We start from the raw sequence: 15326 nt of genomic DNA, 5'->3' as shown, positions 1-15326 counted from the left end.
TATTGTGCCGGGGGTTAGGCGGTGGCGGGCATGGTGGGGCGGGTGGGGGGTCCGAGGGGGAGTGGCGGCACTTTGATACCGGCGCCGGCGCGATCGCCCCCGGCAGGTCGAGCAGCTTGCACTGGCCCTTGCGGTTCACGTCGGTCAATTCCTTGCGCCCGTCGGCGTCGACGCACAAAAAAATCTGGCCGTCGGCGCGCGCCTGCGCGCCGGCGCCCAGCGCCAGCGCGGCGGCCAGCGCCAGTACAGTGGCAGGTGCTGCGATTTTCTGCATATTCAATCCGCTTGTCATTCCAGTAGCCCATTCGCGGTGCGCGAATAAATCAGCCCAAGCCGAATATACAACATCAATGAAAAAACGCGAGGAAAGCCGTGTGGCTCGCCTCGCGTTCTTTTAAGCCCCGGCGCCGGCAGCGGGCCGGCGCGGCGCCGTTACAGCGAGTAGTACATGTCGAATTCGACCGGATGCGTGGTCATGCGCATGCGCTGCACGTCCTGCATCTTCAATTCGAGGTAGGCGTCGATCATGGCGTCGCTGAACACGCCGCCACGGGTCAGGAACTCGCGGTCCTTGTTCAACGCGTCCAGCGCTTCTTCCAGCGAGGCGCAGACGGTCGGGATCAGCGCGTCTTCCTCGGGCGGCAGATGGTACAAATCCTTCGAGGCGGCTTCGCCCGGGTGGATCTTGTTCTGCACGCCGTCCAGGCCGGCCATCAGCAGCGCGGCGAAGCACAGGTACGGGTTCGCCAGCGGGTCCGGGAAGCGCGCTTCGACGCGGCGGCCCTTAGGATTGGCCACGTGCGGGATGCGGATCGAGGCCGAGCGGTTGCGCGCCGAGTACGCCAGCTTGACCGGCGCCTCGTAGCCTGGAACCAGACGCTTGTACGAGTTGGTGCCCGGGTTGGTGATGGCGTTCAGCGCCTTGGCGTGCTTGATGATACCGCCGATGTAGTACAGGGCGAAATCGGACAGGCCGGCATAGCCGTCGCCGGCGAACAGGTTCTTGCCGTCTTTCCATACCGATTGGTGCACGTGCATGCCGGAACCGTTGTCGCCGACGATAGGCTTAGGCATGAAGGTGGCGGTCTTGCCGTAGCTGTGGGCGACGTTCCAGATCACGTACTTCATGTTCTGGGTCCAGTCGGCGCGCTCGACCAGGGTCGAGAAGCGGGTGCCGATTTCGTTCTGGCCGGCGCCGGCCACTTCGTGGTGGTGCACTTCGACCGGGATGCCCAGCGATTCCAGGATCAGGCACATTTCCGAACGCATGTCCTGGAAGCTGTCCACCGGCGGCACCGGGAAGTAGCCGCCCTTGACGGTAGGACGGTGGCCGCTGTTGCCGCCTTCGATGTCCTTGCCGGTCGACCACGAGGCTTCGTCGGAACCGATCTTGACGAAGCAACCCGACATGTCGATTTTCCAGCGCACGCTGTCGAAGATGAAGAATTCCGGCTCGGGACCGAAGTAGGCGGTGTCGCCCAGGCCCGACGATTTCAGGTAGGCTTCGGCGCGCTTGGCGATCGAGCGCGGATCGCGGTCGTAACCCTTGCCGTCCGACGGTTCGATCACGTCGCACTGCATGAACAGGGTGGTCTCTTCCATGAACGGGTCGATGTTGGCCGTGTTGGGATCCGGCAGCAGGATCATGTCGGACGCTTCGATGCCCTTCCAGCCGGCGATCGACGAACCGTCGAAGGCGTGGCCGGATTCAAATTTATCCATATCGAAATGCGACACGGGAACAGTCACGTGTTGTTCTTTACCACGGGTGTCGGCAAAGCGGAAATCAACGAATTTCACTTCGTTGTCTTTTGCCATTTTCAAGACTTCTGCGGCTGTCATTGCCATGCGTATCTCCTAAATAAATGTGGGGTGAGCCGACCATGTCTTACTGGCTGATCATGCGGCGCCAAGCGAACATTGCGTGCGACCAAAACTCAATGAAATGATAGCAGATTCCATGCCAGCCCCGGTAGCCCGGGCAAATTGCCGAGTCCGCCGGCAAGCGCTTGAAAAGACAGCGGTATTTCCGCCTTCGTGAACTTTTTTGCACTACTTTGCGCCACATCAATAACGCACTAAAGAAGTGCAAAAAACGATTATCGCACTATCCTTGTGCGTTTTTTTCAAAAACGCCAAAAACGCATCGTTGCGGTGCATTGCGCCGGCCGCGACGAAGCGTCCGGCGCGCACTATAATCAAGCCATCCTTCTTCCACTCCGACCGGAGAAATACCATGAGCTTTGTCGCCGACATCCTGGGCGCCGCGCGCGCCCGCATCCAGCCCGCACCCTATGCGGGCGCCGTCACGCCGCAAGAGGCGCACGCGCTGCTGGAAGCGGACCCGACCATCAAACTGATCGACGTGCGCACCAACGCCGAGCGCGACTGGGTCGGCCGGGTGGATATTCCCGCCGCCCAGCACGGCGCGGTGCAATGGAGCACCTACCCGGGCGGCGCGGCCAACCCCGACTTCCTGGCGCAACTGGCCGCCGCCGCCGGCAAGGACGAGGTGCTGCTGTTCCTGTGCCGTTCCGGCGTGCGCTCGCGCCATGCGGCCAAGCTGGCCACCGAAAACGGCTACGCGCACTGCTTCGACATCCTCGAAGGCTTCGAGGGCGACAAGGACGAACACGGCCATCGCAAACACGTGGCCGGCTGGTGCAAGTGCGGCCTGCCCTGGCTGGGCGCGTAAACCATTCGAGGGTTTCGACTAATTCCATAAGGAAAGCTTGGTTTTACAATAATCTCATCGATTATTTCGGTACAATCTGCGCGACAACTACTTGGAGCGCGGGATGAGTATGGAAATCGAATCGGTCGGCGCGCTGCTCACGGCCGGGCTGGCGGCCAGCGCTATCGAAGGCGAAGGCGGCAAGGCCGCAGGCCAGCACGACGCCAATTGCGCCAATTGCGCCACGCCGTTGAGCGGACAATACTGCCACGCCTGCGGCCAGGCCGCGCACGTGCATCGCTCCCTGCTGCACCTGGGCGAGGAAGTCCTGCACGGCATGCTGCATTTCGACGCCAAGGGTTGGCGCACCATTCCGATGCTGGTGGCCCAGCCCGGCCAACTGACGCGGCGTTACGTCAACGGCCAGCGCGCGCGCTACGTCTCGCCGCTCGGCCTGTTCCTGTTCATGATCTTCCTGATGTTCTTTGTGTTCTCGTACACCAGCGGCAGCATCAACGTGAAGGGGCCGGGCAACACCGGGTCGCGGAGCGGACTGGTCGACGAAGTGGCCGACAAGCAGGCCGAAGTCGGCCGCGCCGAGGCGGCGCTGGCCAAGCTGCAGGCGCGCGCCGGCGGCGAGCCGAGCCACGCCGACCTGGCCGCAGCGCGCAGCGAACTGGAGAGCGAGCGCGCCGCGTTGGCGCTGAACCAAAACATACTCCAGGAATTCGACGCCAAGGCCGCCCGAAAGACGGCGGCGGGGACGGCCCCCGCCACGGCGGCGCCGGAAGAGGAGCGGCGCGACTGGTCGAGCATCATCACGACCGACGATCCAAGCATCGGCCTGCCGCTCAAACGCGCGCTGAAGAACCCCGACCTGATGCTCTACAAGCTGAAGAACACCGCCTACAAGTTCTCCTTCGCGCTGGTGCCGATCACCCTGCCCTTCCTCTGGTTGATGTTCGTGCGCCGGCGCGACATCACCATGTACGACCACGCCGTGTTTTCGCTGTATTCGCTGTGCTTCATGTCATTGCTGTTCAGCGTACTGGCGGTGCTCGCCAAGCTCGACGCCGACACCTTGTTTATCAGCTTGCTGCTGCTCGCGCCGCCGCTGCACATGTTTGTGCAACTGCGCGGCGCCTACGGCATCAGCCGCCGCGCGGCGCTGTGGCGCACCGCGCTGCTGCTGTTTGTCGTCGGCAGCGTGTTCCTGCTGTTCCTGGCGCTGATCACCGTGCTCAGCGTGAAATGAGACGCCCGCGCCGCGCCTAAAACCGCGGCGCCGCCGGCGGGTCCGACCCTCGGGCCCGCCCCTAATACCGCTACCTTGAGCTTCCGTAGGTCGGATTAGCGACAGCGTAATCCGACGCCGAGCCGCTGCCGACGCCAGTCGGGTTACGCCGTTCCGGCTTAAGCCGATCTACGCAAAGCCTTAACGTAGCGGTATCAGGGGCCAACCCCGGCTCAATCCACCACGACGGCCGCTTCCGCCGAGTTGCCGGCCATCAGGCCGAGCACGCGCTGGCGCACGAAGTTGATGTGGCTGCGCAGGCCGTACAGGCCGTCCGCGAACGACAGCGGTATCGATATCTGGTTGACCATTTCCTCGATTTCATTCAGGCGCTTGAGTTGCTCGGCGTAGATCTCGGCGCGGCGCTCCTCCGGCGCCTCCTCCAGCGCCTGCTCGACGGTGCGCAACTGGCCGTACCAACGGTACACGCGCGAACGGATGCGCCACACGTACAGCGGCGGCACCACCTTCGACAGCGGCAGGATCAGCGCGCCCAGCGCCACCACCAGCACCCACATGCGGTCGAAGAAATTGGCCAGCCAAAAACTCATATAGTGCTGCAACATCGGCGCGCCGTCCTTGTAGAACTTGGCGGCCTCGCGCGCCACCGGAATTTCGGTATACCGCGCCGACGGAAACTGGCCCTGCTGCTGGAACCAGCCGGTGCCGCCGTGGATCTGCCCGGCGGCCTGGACGAACAGGTCGATCAGCGCCGGATGCAAGTCCTCGCGCGCGACCAGGGTCGCGGTCGGCGCGATCAACTGGTAGTCCTGGCCTGGCAGGTCGCGGCCCAGATCGACGATGCCGCGCGGCAAGGTCACATGGGTCAGGAACGGCAGGCGCCGGGTGTAGGCCTCGGCCTGGGCGAAGTCGAACAGGGTGATGCCCGGCGTTTGCAGCAGCATCTGGATCAGCGGCGCCTCCGGCGCCGAGCTAAACACCAGCGCGTCGATGCGCCCCTCCAGCAATTCCACGGTGGCCGGGGTGTTTTCCAGCCCGCCGATGACCAGGTCGGCCGCCTCGACGCCGTTGACCGCCAGCACCTGCTTGAACAGGCGCGGCACGCCGCTGCCCTCCGGTCCCAGATTAATTTTCAATCCCTTGAGCTGGGTCAACTGATTGATCGATTTTTCCTCCCGCATGAACAGCCAGACCGGCTCGGTAAACAAGCTGCCCAGCGAAATCAATCCCTTGCGCTCGGCCTCGGCCTGTTCGGTCGAGCCGCTTTGCACGAAGGCGATATCGACCGCGCCCTGGTTCAGGCGCTGCAGGTTTTCCTGCGAGCCGAGCGAAGGCTGCGGCGTGACGACGATGGCGTGCCTGGCCAGCGCGGCGACGTATTGCTTGCCGAATTCACTATAGGCGCTGTTGTCCTGGCCCGTGGCCAGGCTCACTTTGCGCGGCGGCGCCGGGTCGACCAGCCAGTAGGCGACGGCGCAGACGGCGACGATGACGGCGATGGTGGGGCCGGCGGTGACGAGCAGGTCGCGCACCGAAAAACGCGTGAACGTCAGGATTTTGGACATGGTATAGCGCATAGGTTTCATGGGTTGATACCATGCCAATATTTGCGCAACTATGCAAGGGGCTTGTCCATGCGGCGCCGCGTCAATTCGGGTACAGTGGAACGATGTTTATTAAACAGGGAAGTTTATGTTGAAAATACTGGGCAAGGCGTCTTCCATCAACGTGCGCAAAGTGCTGTGGACCTGCGCCGAAATCGGCATTCCCTTTGAACGCGAGGACTGGGGCGCGGGGTTCCGGTCTACCGCCGACCCGGAATTTCTCCGAATGAACCCGAACGCGCTAGTACCCGTCATCAAGGACGGCGACTTCGTGCTGTGGGAATCGAACGCCATCTGCCGCTACCTGTGCGCGCGGCACGAACGCGAGGACTTGCTGCCGCGCGCGCCGCAAGCCCGCGCCCACGTCGAAAAATGGATGGATTGGCAAGCCACGGACTTGAACAATTCGTGGAAATACGCCTTCATGGCGCTGGTGCGCGAGAGTCCGCAGCACCGCAACGCCGCCGAACTGGAGGCCGGCATGGCCAACTGGGTCAAGCACACCGCCATGCTGGAGCGCCATTTGCAGGGCGGCGGCGAGTACGTGGCCGGACCCGGCTTCACGCTGGCCGACGTGGTGCTGGGTCTGTCGGTGAACCGCTGGTACATGACGCCGATGAAGCGGCCCGACTACCCGGCCGTGGCAGCCTACTACGAGCGCCTGAGCCAGCGCCCCGGTTTCATGCTGCACGGGCGCAACGGCACGCCGTAACGCCGGCGCCGCACCGGGGCCTGACCCCGAGGGTCCGACCCCGGTGTAAGACCGCCGCTTCCGTTCGCTGGCGCGGCCCCCCTCACTTCCCCTCAACCACCGACGCATTGCGCCGGCGCGGCCGGGCCCGGCGCCGGGCCGGCCGCGGTCTTCAGCAGCGCGCCGGCGGCTGGCGCCGGCGGCTCGATCAGCGGCATCAGTTTCGGCGCCAGCACCACCAGCAACTGCACCGGCAGCGCGCTGGTGAAGTCGTAGTTCTTGGCGTCCGGGCCGCGCACATAGGCGGTCATGCTGCCGAAGAAGCGTTCGCCGATGTTGAAGACGAAAGTGGCCGAGCGGTTCACGTAGCGCGACTCGATCAGCCGACCGCCGCCGCCGTAGACGTCGAAACGCTGGTCGCCGGTGCCAGTCTTGCCGCCGACCGGGATGACGCTGCCGTCGGCCTTGACGAAGGCGCTTTTGACGCGCTTGGCGGTGCCGTTGGAGACCACTTCGGCGATCGCGTCAACCACCGCGCGCGCCACTTCCGGCGCCAGCACCTGTTCGTTGGCGCTGCTGGTAGCGCGCTTGACGGTGGTGTCGTACGGCGTCCCGGCGGCGAAGTGCAGCGATTCGATGCGCTGGCTGGCCTTGCGCACGCCGCCGTTGATGAGGATGCCCATCATTTCGGCCAGCGCCGCCGGCCGGTCGGCCGAGGCGCCCAGCGTGGTGGCGTAGGATGGCACCAGCGAGTCGAACGGATACCCCATCTTTTTCCACTGGCGGTGGATTTCCAGGAAGCCCTCCAGTTCCAGCAATTCCGAAATGCGCCGGTCCTGGGCGTGCTTGCGGTGGGTCGAGAACAGCCATTTATACACTTCCTGGCGCTCCTTGTCGCTGGCGGCGACCATTTGCGACAGCGTCGCGCCCTCGTGGCCGCGCAGGTAGCCGACCATCCACAGTTCCAGCGGGTGGACGTTGGCCAGGTAGCCGCGGTCGGCCAGCGACCAGTTGCCGATGGCGTACTGCTGGTACAGCTTGGCCACGCGCTCGGCCGGCACTTCGTTTTGCGACGGCAGGTTGTCCTTGAGGAAGGCGGCGAACTGTTCCACGCTGGCCTCGGGGGCGATCGAGCGGTGGATATTGCTCAAGCGAACCGGGGTGGCGCGTATGCTACCGAGCAGCACTTTTTCCTGCTCGGCGGCGTTCTTGCCCTTGTACTTCTGGTAGAAGCGCTGCAGGAACTCGCGCCCTTCCTTGTCGGCGAAGCGGCTCAGGTAGACGGCGCGGCGCGGGTCGTCCGAGTCGGCCAGCAGCGACGCCGACGAGCCCGGCGTCTGGAACATGTAGAAGCGCGCGACGTCGCGCATCAGGCGCACGAACACCAGGTTGGTCGACTGGCGCAACGCCTCGCGCACGGTGAGGATGCGGCTGTCGTCGAGCTTGGAGAAGTTGTTGAAGTAGTGCACGCCGCCGCCGGTGAAGAAGCCTTCGCCCGGGCCGCCCGAATACTTGCGCTCGAGCGCGGCCTGGAGCATCGCCGGCAGGTCGCGGCCCTTGTCCAGCGGCAGCGCCTTGAAGTAGCCGATGGCCCACTGCGACAGCGTGTCCTTGGGGTCGACCACGGCCTTGCCGAGCGCGCCCGCGTCCATGCCGCCGTAGCGCTTGTGCAATTGCGCGACGATGTCCATATACGTCACCAGCGTGCGCAGCTTGGCGGTCGAACCGAGGTCGAGCTTGGCGCCGTCGTTGATGTCGAGCGGCTGGTCGAAGTTGTCGGTCTGCAGGCGCAGGCGGTTGACCTGCTCGCCCTTTTCCAGCAGCGTGAAGCTGTAGACGACGTTGGCCGGGTCGCCGTTGCCCAGCATGCCCTTGCCGGTCAGGCCGGCGGCCTTGGCCGCCTCCGGGTCGCGCAACTGGCGCAGCACGGTGGTGACGTCCTTCTGGGCGCGCGCGTCGAGCGTGCTGACCACGCTCAGGTCGAGCCGGTCGAGGTTGTACAGGCGGGCGTCGCCGAGCAGGCCGCCGAGGTGGGTGCGCACCGCGTTCGAAGCCTTGCGCGTGACGAAGGAAATCGGCTGCGCCAGTTGCGCGCCGGAGGCGGCCGCCGTGTGCAGCTTGACGGCGGTGGCGGCGTCGCGTAGTTGCGCCGTGATGACGCCGGCCTGGGCCAGCAGGCGCAGGTGGCTGTTGGTCAGCTCTTCCAGATCCTCGTCGCCGGCGCCCAGGTAGTGCGACGGCCGGCGCTGCGCGATCAGCAGGCTGAGCGCCTGCTTGTAGGCCAGCGCGCTGCCGGGCTGGTCGAGCTTGCCCTTCAGCTCGCCGCTGACTTCGTTGAAGTCGCGCCCGTACCAGACCCACAGGCCGTCGCCGATGCCGTTGACCTCGCCGTAGCCGGGCTTGGCCGACAGCGGCACCGTGTTCAGGTAGTCGACGACGATCTGCCGCCGCACCTCGGTGGTGTCCTCGCCCTGCTGGTAGGCGCGCAGGGTGGCCGAGACCATCTGCCGCAGCTTGTCCTTCATCGAGCCGGTGCGGCCCTCGGCCGAGTGGCGGTATTTCTCGATCTGCGTCGCCAGCGTGCTGCCGCCGCCGCTGCGGTGGCCGCCCAGCGTGTTGAGCGACTTGTCGAGCACGGCCTTGCTGAGGCGGTCCCACTCGACCGCCGGGTTGCGCTTCGGATAGGTCGGGTCGAGCAGCTCGCGGTTTTCAATGAACAGCAGGCTTTTCACCAGGATGGCCGGGGTGTGCGCGAAGCCGTTGTAGACGCGCTCCGGATAGCTGGCGGTAAACAGCGGCTCGCTGCGGCAGTCGAGGATGGCCAGGCCGACCTTGGTCTTTTCGCGGTAGGTGGCGAACACGCCCATGTCGGCCAGTTCCACCATCTTCGGCGAGAAGCGCGCCTGCGACGTGACCAGGTAGTCCTTGCTCTTGAGCTTGCCGAGGAAGTCCGGCAGGTTGGCGTAGCCGAGCCGCTCGTCGTACGGGCTGTCTTGCGGGAAACGGATCGACGCGGCCGGGCTAGGGCCGGCCTCGACCGTGTACTTGAGCTTGCCGACCAGTTGCGTGAAGAACCGCGCCTGCATCGCCGAGGTGCGGCTTTCCCGCACGCCCCACCAGGCAGCCGCCAGCAGCAGCGCCAGCAGGATCAACAGCAACATGGCCTTGAGGCGGCGGGGTTTTTTCGGCGCCGCTGGCGGCGCCGGGGCGTCTTCTTGGGGCGGGACCGGAACGTCGGCCGGGGCCATATGTGCGCTTGTTTGTGTCATAGGATGAAAATGGGTAAAAGGGACTGGCCGCGGCCGGCCGTAGCGCAACGCGGCCGCGCCGGCGCGCAGTTTGCGCACCGCGCGCACCACGACGCGCGGGCGGGAAAAGCGGCGGTTGCTTAACATATGCCGGCCCCCGGCGCCGCCGCACCGCCGCGCGACGCGCGTCGCACACGGTACGCGCGCGTTGCCGTGGCGACGCGCAGCAGGTTCTCGGAGGTGCCCATATGTGTCAAACCTGTCAGTCGTGGTTCAGTGAGCGTAAAACTGTCGGTCGGTTGGAAATGTTCGGCCGTGGCGCCGGCGCATGCCGGCGTCGCACTACCATTCCACCACATCGGCACCGCGGCGACCGGGTGGCGTGTATAAAAAACCCGCTTCAGTTGAGATTTTCGCAAAAAAACAACGGCGCGTCCCGGATTCGGCCAGCGCCGCATCGGTCCGCCAGAAAGCGGGGTTTTCCGACGCTAGTATTTTGTTATTAAATCTCCGTGTACTCGACCTCCAGTCGTTCCAGTTCGGCGCACAGCAGCGCGAAGGCGGCCGCCGTCTGGGCCGGCTCGCCCTTGACGCCCAGCTCGATATGCCGGCGCGTCTTGGCGTCGCCCACGTGCGGCAGGCTGAACACCTTCACCAGCGCGAACTGCGCCTCGAGCGCCTCCATCAGCGGCGTCAGCGTCGACTCGGCCGCCTCGAACACCAGCGCCGCCTGCTCGGTGCGGGCGTCGCGGTTGAACAGCTGCGGATAATGGGTGTCGAGCACCCATTCGATCATCGGCCAGGCCATCACCGGGAAGCCCGGCACGAAGTAATGCGTGCCCAGCGCGAAGCCGGCGACCTTGTTGTACGGGTTCGGGATCAGCTCGGCGCCCTCGGCGAACTCGGCCATTTTGAGGCGGTGCAGATTGTCCGGCGCCTCCAGGTCGACCGTGCGGCCGGCCTCGGCGGCCACCTCCAGGATGCGCTGCTGGATGCTGTCCCTGGCCCCCGGGTGCAGGCGCAGCGGCCGGCCCAGCGCCGTGGCGGCGGCCTGGCGGGTATGGTCGTCCGGCGTGGCGCCGATGCCGCCGCAGCAAAACACGATGTCGCCGCCGGCGAAGGTGCGCTTCAGCGTCGCCGCGATGCGCTCCGGCTCGTCGCCCAGGTATTCGGCCCAACCCAGTTGCAGGCCGCGCGCGCCGAGCAGTTGCACGACCTTGGCGAAGTGCTGGTCGACCCGCTTGCCCGATAAGATTTCGTCGCCGATGATGATCAGTCCGATAGCCATAGCCGCTCCTGTGTGATAGTCGAAAGTAGGGATTGCAAAGCCCGCGCTAGCGGCCGTGGCGCCCGGCGCGTTCAAGCCTCGGCCGCCGCCGCTTCCCCGGCGCCGCCGGCGCCGCGCAGCGCGCCCAGCGCCGCAAGGCAGAAATAGGCGAACCACAGGCCGGTAAAGATGAATATGAGCACATACAACCAGATCGCCAGCATCGCCAGGAAGGGGAAGAACACCACCGACATGGCGCCGCCCATCCACAACAGGCCGGGCAGCGAGCCGGCCGCGCCCGAGACCAGGCCGATCGCCAGCAGGGGCCAGCGCCGGGTGCGCATCAGCGCGCGCCGCTCGTCCTCGCTGGCGTAGTCGGCCAGCGCGTCGTAGGCCATGACGCGGCAGGTCAGCCAGCCCCACAGCAGCGCCTGGGCCAGCAGCGCCAGCGGCGGAAAGACGTACAGCGGCAAGGTGACGAACCAGCCCAGCACGAATACCAGGAAGGCGCCGCAGCTGGTCTTGAGGCTGCCGGCGAAGCTGCCGCCGCGCTTTTTCTCCAGTTGCGGGAAATGCCGCCCGCCGACGTGGCGCCCGACCGCCGGCATCGCCGCCACGCCGATGAACAGCAGCGCCGTCAAGATCATCAGCGGCAGCAGCAGGAACATGGCGATCAGCGGCACGATGACGGTCTTCAGCATGCCCAGGCCGAGCGCGCCCAGCACGCCGCCGCTGAGGCGAAAGCCGTCGTGCTCGACGAAAAAGCCGTGCAGGGCGTCGACCAGCGGTTGCAGGCCCAGCCACAGCAACGCGGCCCACAGGGCCACCGACAGCGCGAAGGGGATCAGGCTCAGCAAGATCATGCGGCCGTGCAACTGCGACAGCAGCGCGCGGCCATAGGCGTTCAGCACGGCGCGCATCAGTCCGGGCTCCGGCGCATGTATTCGAGCATGCGCTTCAGGCCCAGCCATTGCTGGCTGTAGAAGCCGCGGCCGTAGTCGCGCCCCGGGATCGCCTTGCCGGCGGCGTTGATGTAGGGATACTGGCCGCGCACGCCGGTGGCGGCGTATTCCGCCGTGAAGTTGGCGGTGCGAAAGACGATGTCCCAGATCGGCAGCAGGACGGCGAAATTGCAGCCGCCCAGGCTGCCCTTGCCCTTCGATTCGTGGCCGACGCCGATGGCGTGGTGCATGCGGTGGTAGCGCGGCGACACCAGCAGGCGTTCGCCGACGCGCCCGAAATGGATGCGCACGTTGGCGTGCTGCAAACTTTGCAGGATGCGCGAGACCGACACCAGCAACACGTACTGGCCGGGCGGCACGCCGATGCCCAGCGCGATCAGCGCCATGAAGACGTCGCGCAGCAGGTCGTCGAGCAGGTGGTTGCGGTCGTCGCTCCACAAGTTCATATTGCGCTGGCTGTGGTGCAGGCTGTGCAGGCCCCACCACCAGTTGAACACGTGCGAGGCGCGGTGGTACCAGTAGTCGAAGAAGTCGAGCACGACAAAGTACAGCAGGAAGCTGGCGATCGGACTGATGCCCGGCCACAAGGTTTCCAGGTTGACCGGGTGCACCCCGTCGAGCCGCAACGCGCCGGCCAGGCTATCCATCAGCGGGTCGAGCGTGAAGAAGATCAGCAGCGGGAACAGGCCGACGCGGTGCAGCACGGTGTAGACGAAGTCGTTCCAGCGCGCGCGCCGGTCGCTGATCTGGTGCACCGGAATCAGCGCCTCCAGCGGGCGCAGCACGACGAACAGCAGCGCCAGCTCGCACACGCCGATCAGCAGCCACTCGGTGCCCTCGAAGGCTTCCTCGGTGAATGCGCCGAAGCCGAACTGGTAAATCAAGGGTTGGATGGCGTGTTCGAACAGCCAGCCCTGGGTGGCGCCGAAGCCATCGATTAAAAATTGGATCATGGACGCTTCATGAGGGGTTTATAGTCGGGATGCTCGCGCAGCGTGGCGAAGCAAAAGCCTTTTTGTTGCAGGCCGACGATCAGCGGTTCCAGGTTGGCCGGCGCCCACGCCTGCCGGCGCGACCAGATGCCCATGTGCGCGACGAAGATGTCGCCGTCGCGCAAGTTGGCCAGCGCGCGTTGCAGCAGCAGCGGGTTGGGGTAGGCTTCGCTGGACAGTTCGTCGCCGGAGAAACCGGCCTTGGCCCAGCCCACGTGGGCGTAGCCGCAAGCCTTGCCGGCGGCTATGCTGGCGGCCGAGACGCGCCCGCCGGGCGCGCGCCAGAGCGGGTCGAGCTTGGCGCCGGTAAGTTCCTGGAAGCGCCGGTCGACCCGTTCGATTTCCTCGCACAACTGGCGCGCACTCCAGTGGAGCGTTTTGCCGGCGTTGGCGCCGAACTGCGGCTGCACCGCGATGGCCCCGGGCGCGGCGTCGCGGCGCAGGTAGACGTGGTCGAAGGTGTGCGAGCCGAAGGCGTGGCCCTCGGCGACGCGGGCCTTCCAGTAGGCGGCCCAGGACGGGTCCAGCGAATAGTCGCCGCGGCTGGTCTTTTCGTTGGCCAGGAAGAAGGTGGCCTTGACGCGGTGCCGCCCGAGCGTGCTGGCGATCAGCTCGGCCTGCGACTGGCTGCCGGTGTCGAAGGTCAGGTAAATCGTGCCCTGGCAGGCCGGCGCGGCGGCGGCCGGCGCGGCCACTTGCAGCGCCGCCGCCAGCGCGCCGGCGATCAGGGCGGCGCGCGGCGCCGGGGCGGGCGGGGTCGGAATCGGCATGCCGCGCTTAAATGCGCGGCGAGTGGCCGGCGAAATACACGCCGTGCGGCGAACGGCCGACCGGGATCAACTTGACAACCTTGCGCGTGGTCAAGTCGATGACCGCGACTTTCTTAATCCAGCGCAAAGTCACCCACATGGTCTTGCCGTCGGCGCTGACCTCCATGCAGTCCGGGCCGCCCGGCACGTTGATGGTGCCAACGTTTTCCAGCGTGTGCTGGTCGATGATGTTGATCGTGTTCGAGACCCGGTTCGAGACGAAGGTGTGGCGCTTGTCGCCCAGCGCGCGGAAATTGTGGGTGCCGGCGCCGGCCTTGATGCGCTTGACGATTTTCTGGCTCTTCCAGTCGATCACCTCGACGTAGTCGCTGCCCATGATGCCGACGAGCAGGTATTTGTCGTCCGGCGTCATGGCGATGCCGGCCGGCAGCTTGCCAACCGGCATGGTCCACTTGACCGTTTGCGTGGCCAGATCGATGCCGCTGACCTGGTCGCTGCCCTGCTGGGTGATGAAGGCCATGGTGCTGGCGGCGTTGAAGGCCATGTGGCTAGGCAACTTGGCCAGCGGGATGCGCTTGGCCAGCGTCAGCGCGCTGCCGTCGTAGCGGTACAGGTCGATCCGGTCCAGGCGCAGGGAATTGGAGATGAACCACTTCTGGTCGGGCGAAAAACCGATTTGATACGGATCAAGGATGTCCTTGATGCGGCGCTGCAACTGACCGGTTTTCGGATCGAGGAAAATCAGCTCGTTGCCGACCGAACTGGCGACGATCAGCGACTTGCCGTCCGGCGTTTCCATCAAATGGTGCGGCTCCTTGCCCACTGGTATCGAGGAGATCGGGCTGAAGGTTTCCTGGTTCAACAGTTGGATGGTGGCGTCGCGCGAGTTGAGAACCACCACGACACCCGCTTGCGCCGTCGAGACGGCCGCGACGGCCGAGATGGCGCAGACACTGGAAAAAACGATACGGCGTAGACTGCGGAACATGAAAAAATCGCTTGAAAGTCCGAAAAGGCTATTTTACGTGCAAACGGGCATGCGCTTCGATTTATTGCCTAGATATCGCCCAGATATCAATTCGCTCTCCGGCCGGCGCCGCGCGCCGGCCACGCCCAATAGCGCTTTGTAACTGCTTGCTCTACAATCTAGGATTAGCCCCTCCACACACAAGGAAAACCATGTCCACAATCACCACACCATCCGGCCTGCAATACATCGACGTCAGCGTCGGCGAAGGCGCCGAGGCGCAAGCGGGCCAGAACGTCGTCGTCCATTACACCGGCTGGCTGCAAAACGACGACGGCAGCAAGGGCTCGAAATTCGACTCCAGCAAAGACCGCAACGACCCGTTTGAATTCCCGCTGGGCGCCGGCCGCGTCATCAAGGGTTGGGACGAGGGCGTGCAGGGCATGAAAATCGGCGGCACCCGCCAGCTGATCATCCCGTCGGCGCTGGGCTACGGTTCGCGCGGCGCGGGCGGCGCGATTCCACCGAACGCGACCCTGATTTTCGACGTCGAACTGCTGGGCGTGTAATGTCCCAGGCCGCCGTTGTTACCGTTGCGCGCAGCGCGCTGCTGCTGGTGGCGCTGCTGCCGGCCTTGAGCGGCTGCGTCGTCGTGGCGGTCGCCTCGACGGTCGTCGGCGTGGGCGTGTCGGTGGCCTCGACCGCCGTTGACGCCACCGTCGCCGTCGGCAAGGGCGCCGTCAAAGTCGGCGGCGCCGTGCTCGGCTCCGGCGACGAGTAAGCCGCCGGCCGGGGGGGGGGGGGGGGGGGGGGGGGGGGGGGGGGGGGGGGGGGGGGGGGGGGGGGGGGGGAGGGGGGGGGGGGGGGGGGTGTTGGGGGAGGGGGGGGGGGGGTGA

Annotated in this window: 13 protein-coding genes and 1 pseudogene; 5 read left to right on the top strand and 9 right to left on the bottom strand. The window is 65.7% G+C overall.

Going from position 1 to position 15326, the window contains the following annotated elements; translation table 11 throughout:
- Together ACFDR9_RS23555 and glnA are read right to left on the bottom strand one after the other, a co-directional pair.
- Positions 1 to 274: pseudogene (locus ACFDR9_RS23555) on the bottom strand (DUF4124 domain-containing protein); the annotation flags it as partial.
- Between the two features lie 158 nt (positions 275 to 432).
- Positions 433 to 1848 carry a type I glutamate--ammonia ligase gene (glnA, locus tag ACFDR9_RS23550; RefSeq protein ID WP_026133320.1) on the bottom strand — a complete coding sequence of 472 codons (1416 nt, stop codon included), beginning with the start codon at positions 1846 to 1848 and terminating at the stop codon, positions 433 to 435.
- A gap of 388 nt (positions 1849 to 2236) precedes the next feature.
- Between glnA and ACFDR9_RS23545 the strand changes: the two genes are divergently transcribed.
- Both ACFDR9_RS23545 and ACFDR9_RS23540 read left to right on the top strand, forming a co-directional pair.
- Complete coding sequence (locus ACFDR9_RS23545) at positions 2237 to 2695, top strand: rhodanese-like domain-containing protein (protein ID WP_327076152.1); 459 nt, start codon at positions 2237 to 2239, stop codon at positions 2693 to 2695.
- A 103-nt stretch (positions 2696 to 2798) separates the two neighbouring features.
- The gene (locus tag ACFDR9_RS23540; protein ID WP_026133319.1) at positions 2799 to 3929 is read left to right on the top strand and encodes a DUF3667 domain-containing protein; all 1131 of its coding nucleotides are present in this window, start codon (positions 2799 to 2801) and stop codon (positions 3927 to 3929) included.
- Positions 3930 to 4141: 212 nt separating this feature from the next.
- On the opposite strand, the gene ACFDR9_RS23535 is transcribed toward ACFDR9_RS23540, so the two are convergent.
- Positions 4142 to 5494, bottom strand: a complete 1353-nt coding sequence (locus ACFDR9_RS23535) for a TAXI family TRAP transporter solute-binding subunit (protein ID WP_327076153.1) — start codon at positions 5492 to 5494, stop codon at positions 4142 to 4144.
- Between the two features lie 127 nt (positions 5495 to 5621).
- On the opposite strand from ACFDR9_RS23535, the gene ACFDR9_RS23530 reads away from it, so the two are divergent.
- Positions 5622 to 6245 carry a glutathione S-transferase family protein gene (locus ACFDR9_RS23530; protein ID WP_017878605.1) on the top strand — a complete coding sequence of 208 codons (624 nt, stop codon included), beginning with the start codon at positions 5622 to 5624 and terminating at the stop codon, positions 6243 to 6245.
- A 92-nt stretch (positions 6246 to 6337) separates the two neighbouring features.
- Here ACFDR9_RS23530 and ACFDR9_RS23525 read toward each other — a convergent pair whose 3' ends face one another.
- The 6 genes from ACFDR9_RS23525 to ACFDR9_RS23500 all read right to left on the bottom strand — a co-directional run bounded on the left by ACFDR9_RS23525 (position 6338) and on the right by ACFDR9_RS23500 (position 14451).
- The gene (locus tag ACFDR9_RS23525) at positions 6338 to 9472 is read right to left on the bottom strand and encodes a transglycosylase domain-containing protein (protein WP_327076154.1); all 3135 of its coding nucleotides are present in this window, start codon (positions 9470 to 9472) and stop codon (positions 6338 to 6340) included.
- 502 nt (positions 9473 to 9974) lie between these two features.
- A complete protein-coding gene (locus ACFDR9_RS23520; protein ID WP_327076155.1) occupies positions 9975 to 10760 on the bottom strand; it encodes a molybdopterin-binding protein in 786 nt (261 codons plus the stop codon).
- 71 nt (positions 10761 to 10831) lie between these two features.
- The gene (locus ACFDR9_RS23515; protein ID WP_017878602.1) at positions 10832 to 11659 is read right to left on the bottom strand and encodes an EI24 domain-containing protein; all 828 of its coding nucleotides are present in this window, start codon (positions 11657 to 11659) and stop codon (positions 10832 to 10834) included.
- On the bottom strand, positions 11659 to 12654 hold the full coding sequence (locus ACFDR9_RS23510) for a sterol desaturase family protein (RefSeq protein ID WP_017878601.1): 996 nt from the start codon (positions 12652 to 12654) through the stop codon (positions 11659 to 11661). The genes ACFDR9_RS23515 and ACFDR9_RS23510 overlap by 1 nt, the downstream gene beginning before the upstream one ends.
- Positions 12651 to 13463, bottom strand: a complete 813-nt coding sequence (locus ACFDR9_RS23505; protein WP_017878600.1) for a polysaccharide deacetylase family protein — start codon at positions 13461 to 13463, stop codon at positions 12651 to 12653. Before ACFDR9_RS23505 ends, ACFDR9_RS23510 begins: the two co-directional genes overlap by 4 nt.
- A gap of 7 nt (positions 13464 to 13470) precedes the next feature.
- Positions 13471 to 14451 carry a cytochrome D1 domain-containing protein gene (locus tag ACFDR9_RS23500; RefSeq protein ID WP_017878599.1) on the bottom strand — a complete coding sequence of 327 codons (981 nt, stop codon included), beginning with the start codon at positions 14449 to 14451 and terminating at the stop codon, positions 13471 to 13473.
- 191 nt (positions 14452 to 14642) lie between these two features.
- Here ACFDR9_RS23500 and ACFDR9_RS23495 point away from each other — a divergent pair, with 191 nt between their 5' ends.
- A complete protein-coding gene (locus ACFDR9_RS23495; protein WP_017878598.1) occupies positions 14643 to 14999 on the top strand; it encodes an FKBP-type peptidyl-prolyl cis-trans isomerase in 357 nt (118 codons plus the stop codon).
- On the top strand, positions 14999 to 15211 hold the full coding sequence (locus ACFDR9_RS23490) for a hypothetical protein (RefSeq protein WP_017878597.1): 213 nt from the start codon (positions 14999 to 15001) through the stop codon (positions 15209 to 15211). The genes ACFDR9_RS23495 and ACFDR9_RS23490 overlap by 1 nt, the downstream gene beginning before the upstream one ends.
- Positions 15212 to 15326: the final 115 nt, after the last annotated feature.

It is taken from the genome of Janthinobacterium sp. CG_23.3, assembly GCF_046115965.1.
Taxonomy (GTDB): domain Bacteria; phylum Pseudomonadota; class Gammaproteobacteria; order Burkholderiales; family Burkholderiaceae_D; genus Janthinobacterium.
This window is presented reverse-complemented; position numbering and strand designations above follow the sequence as displayed.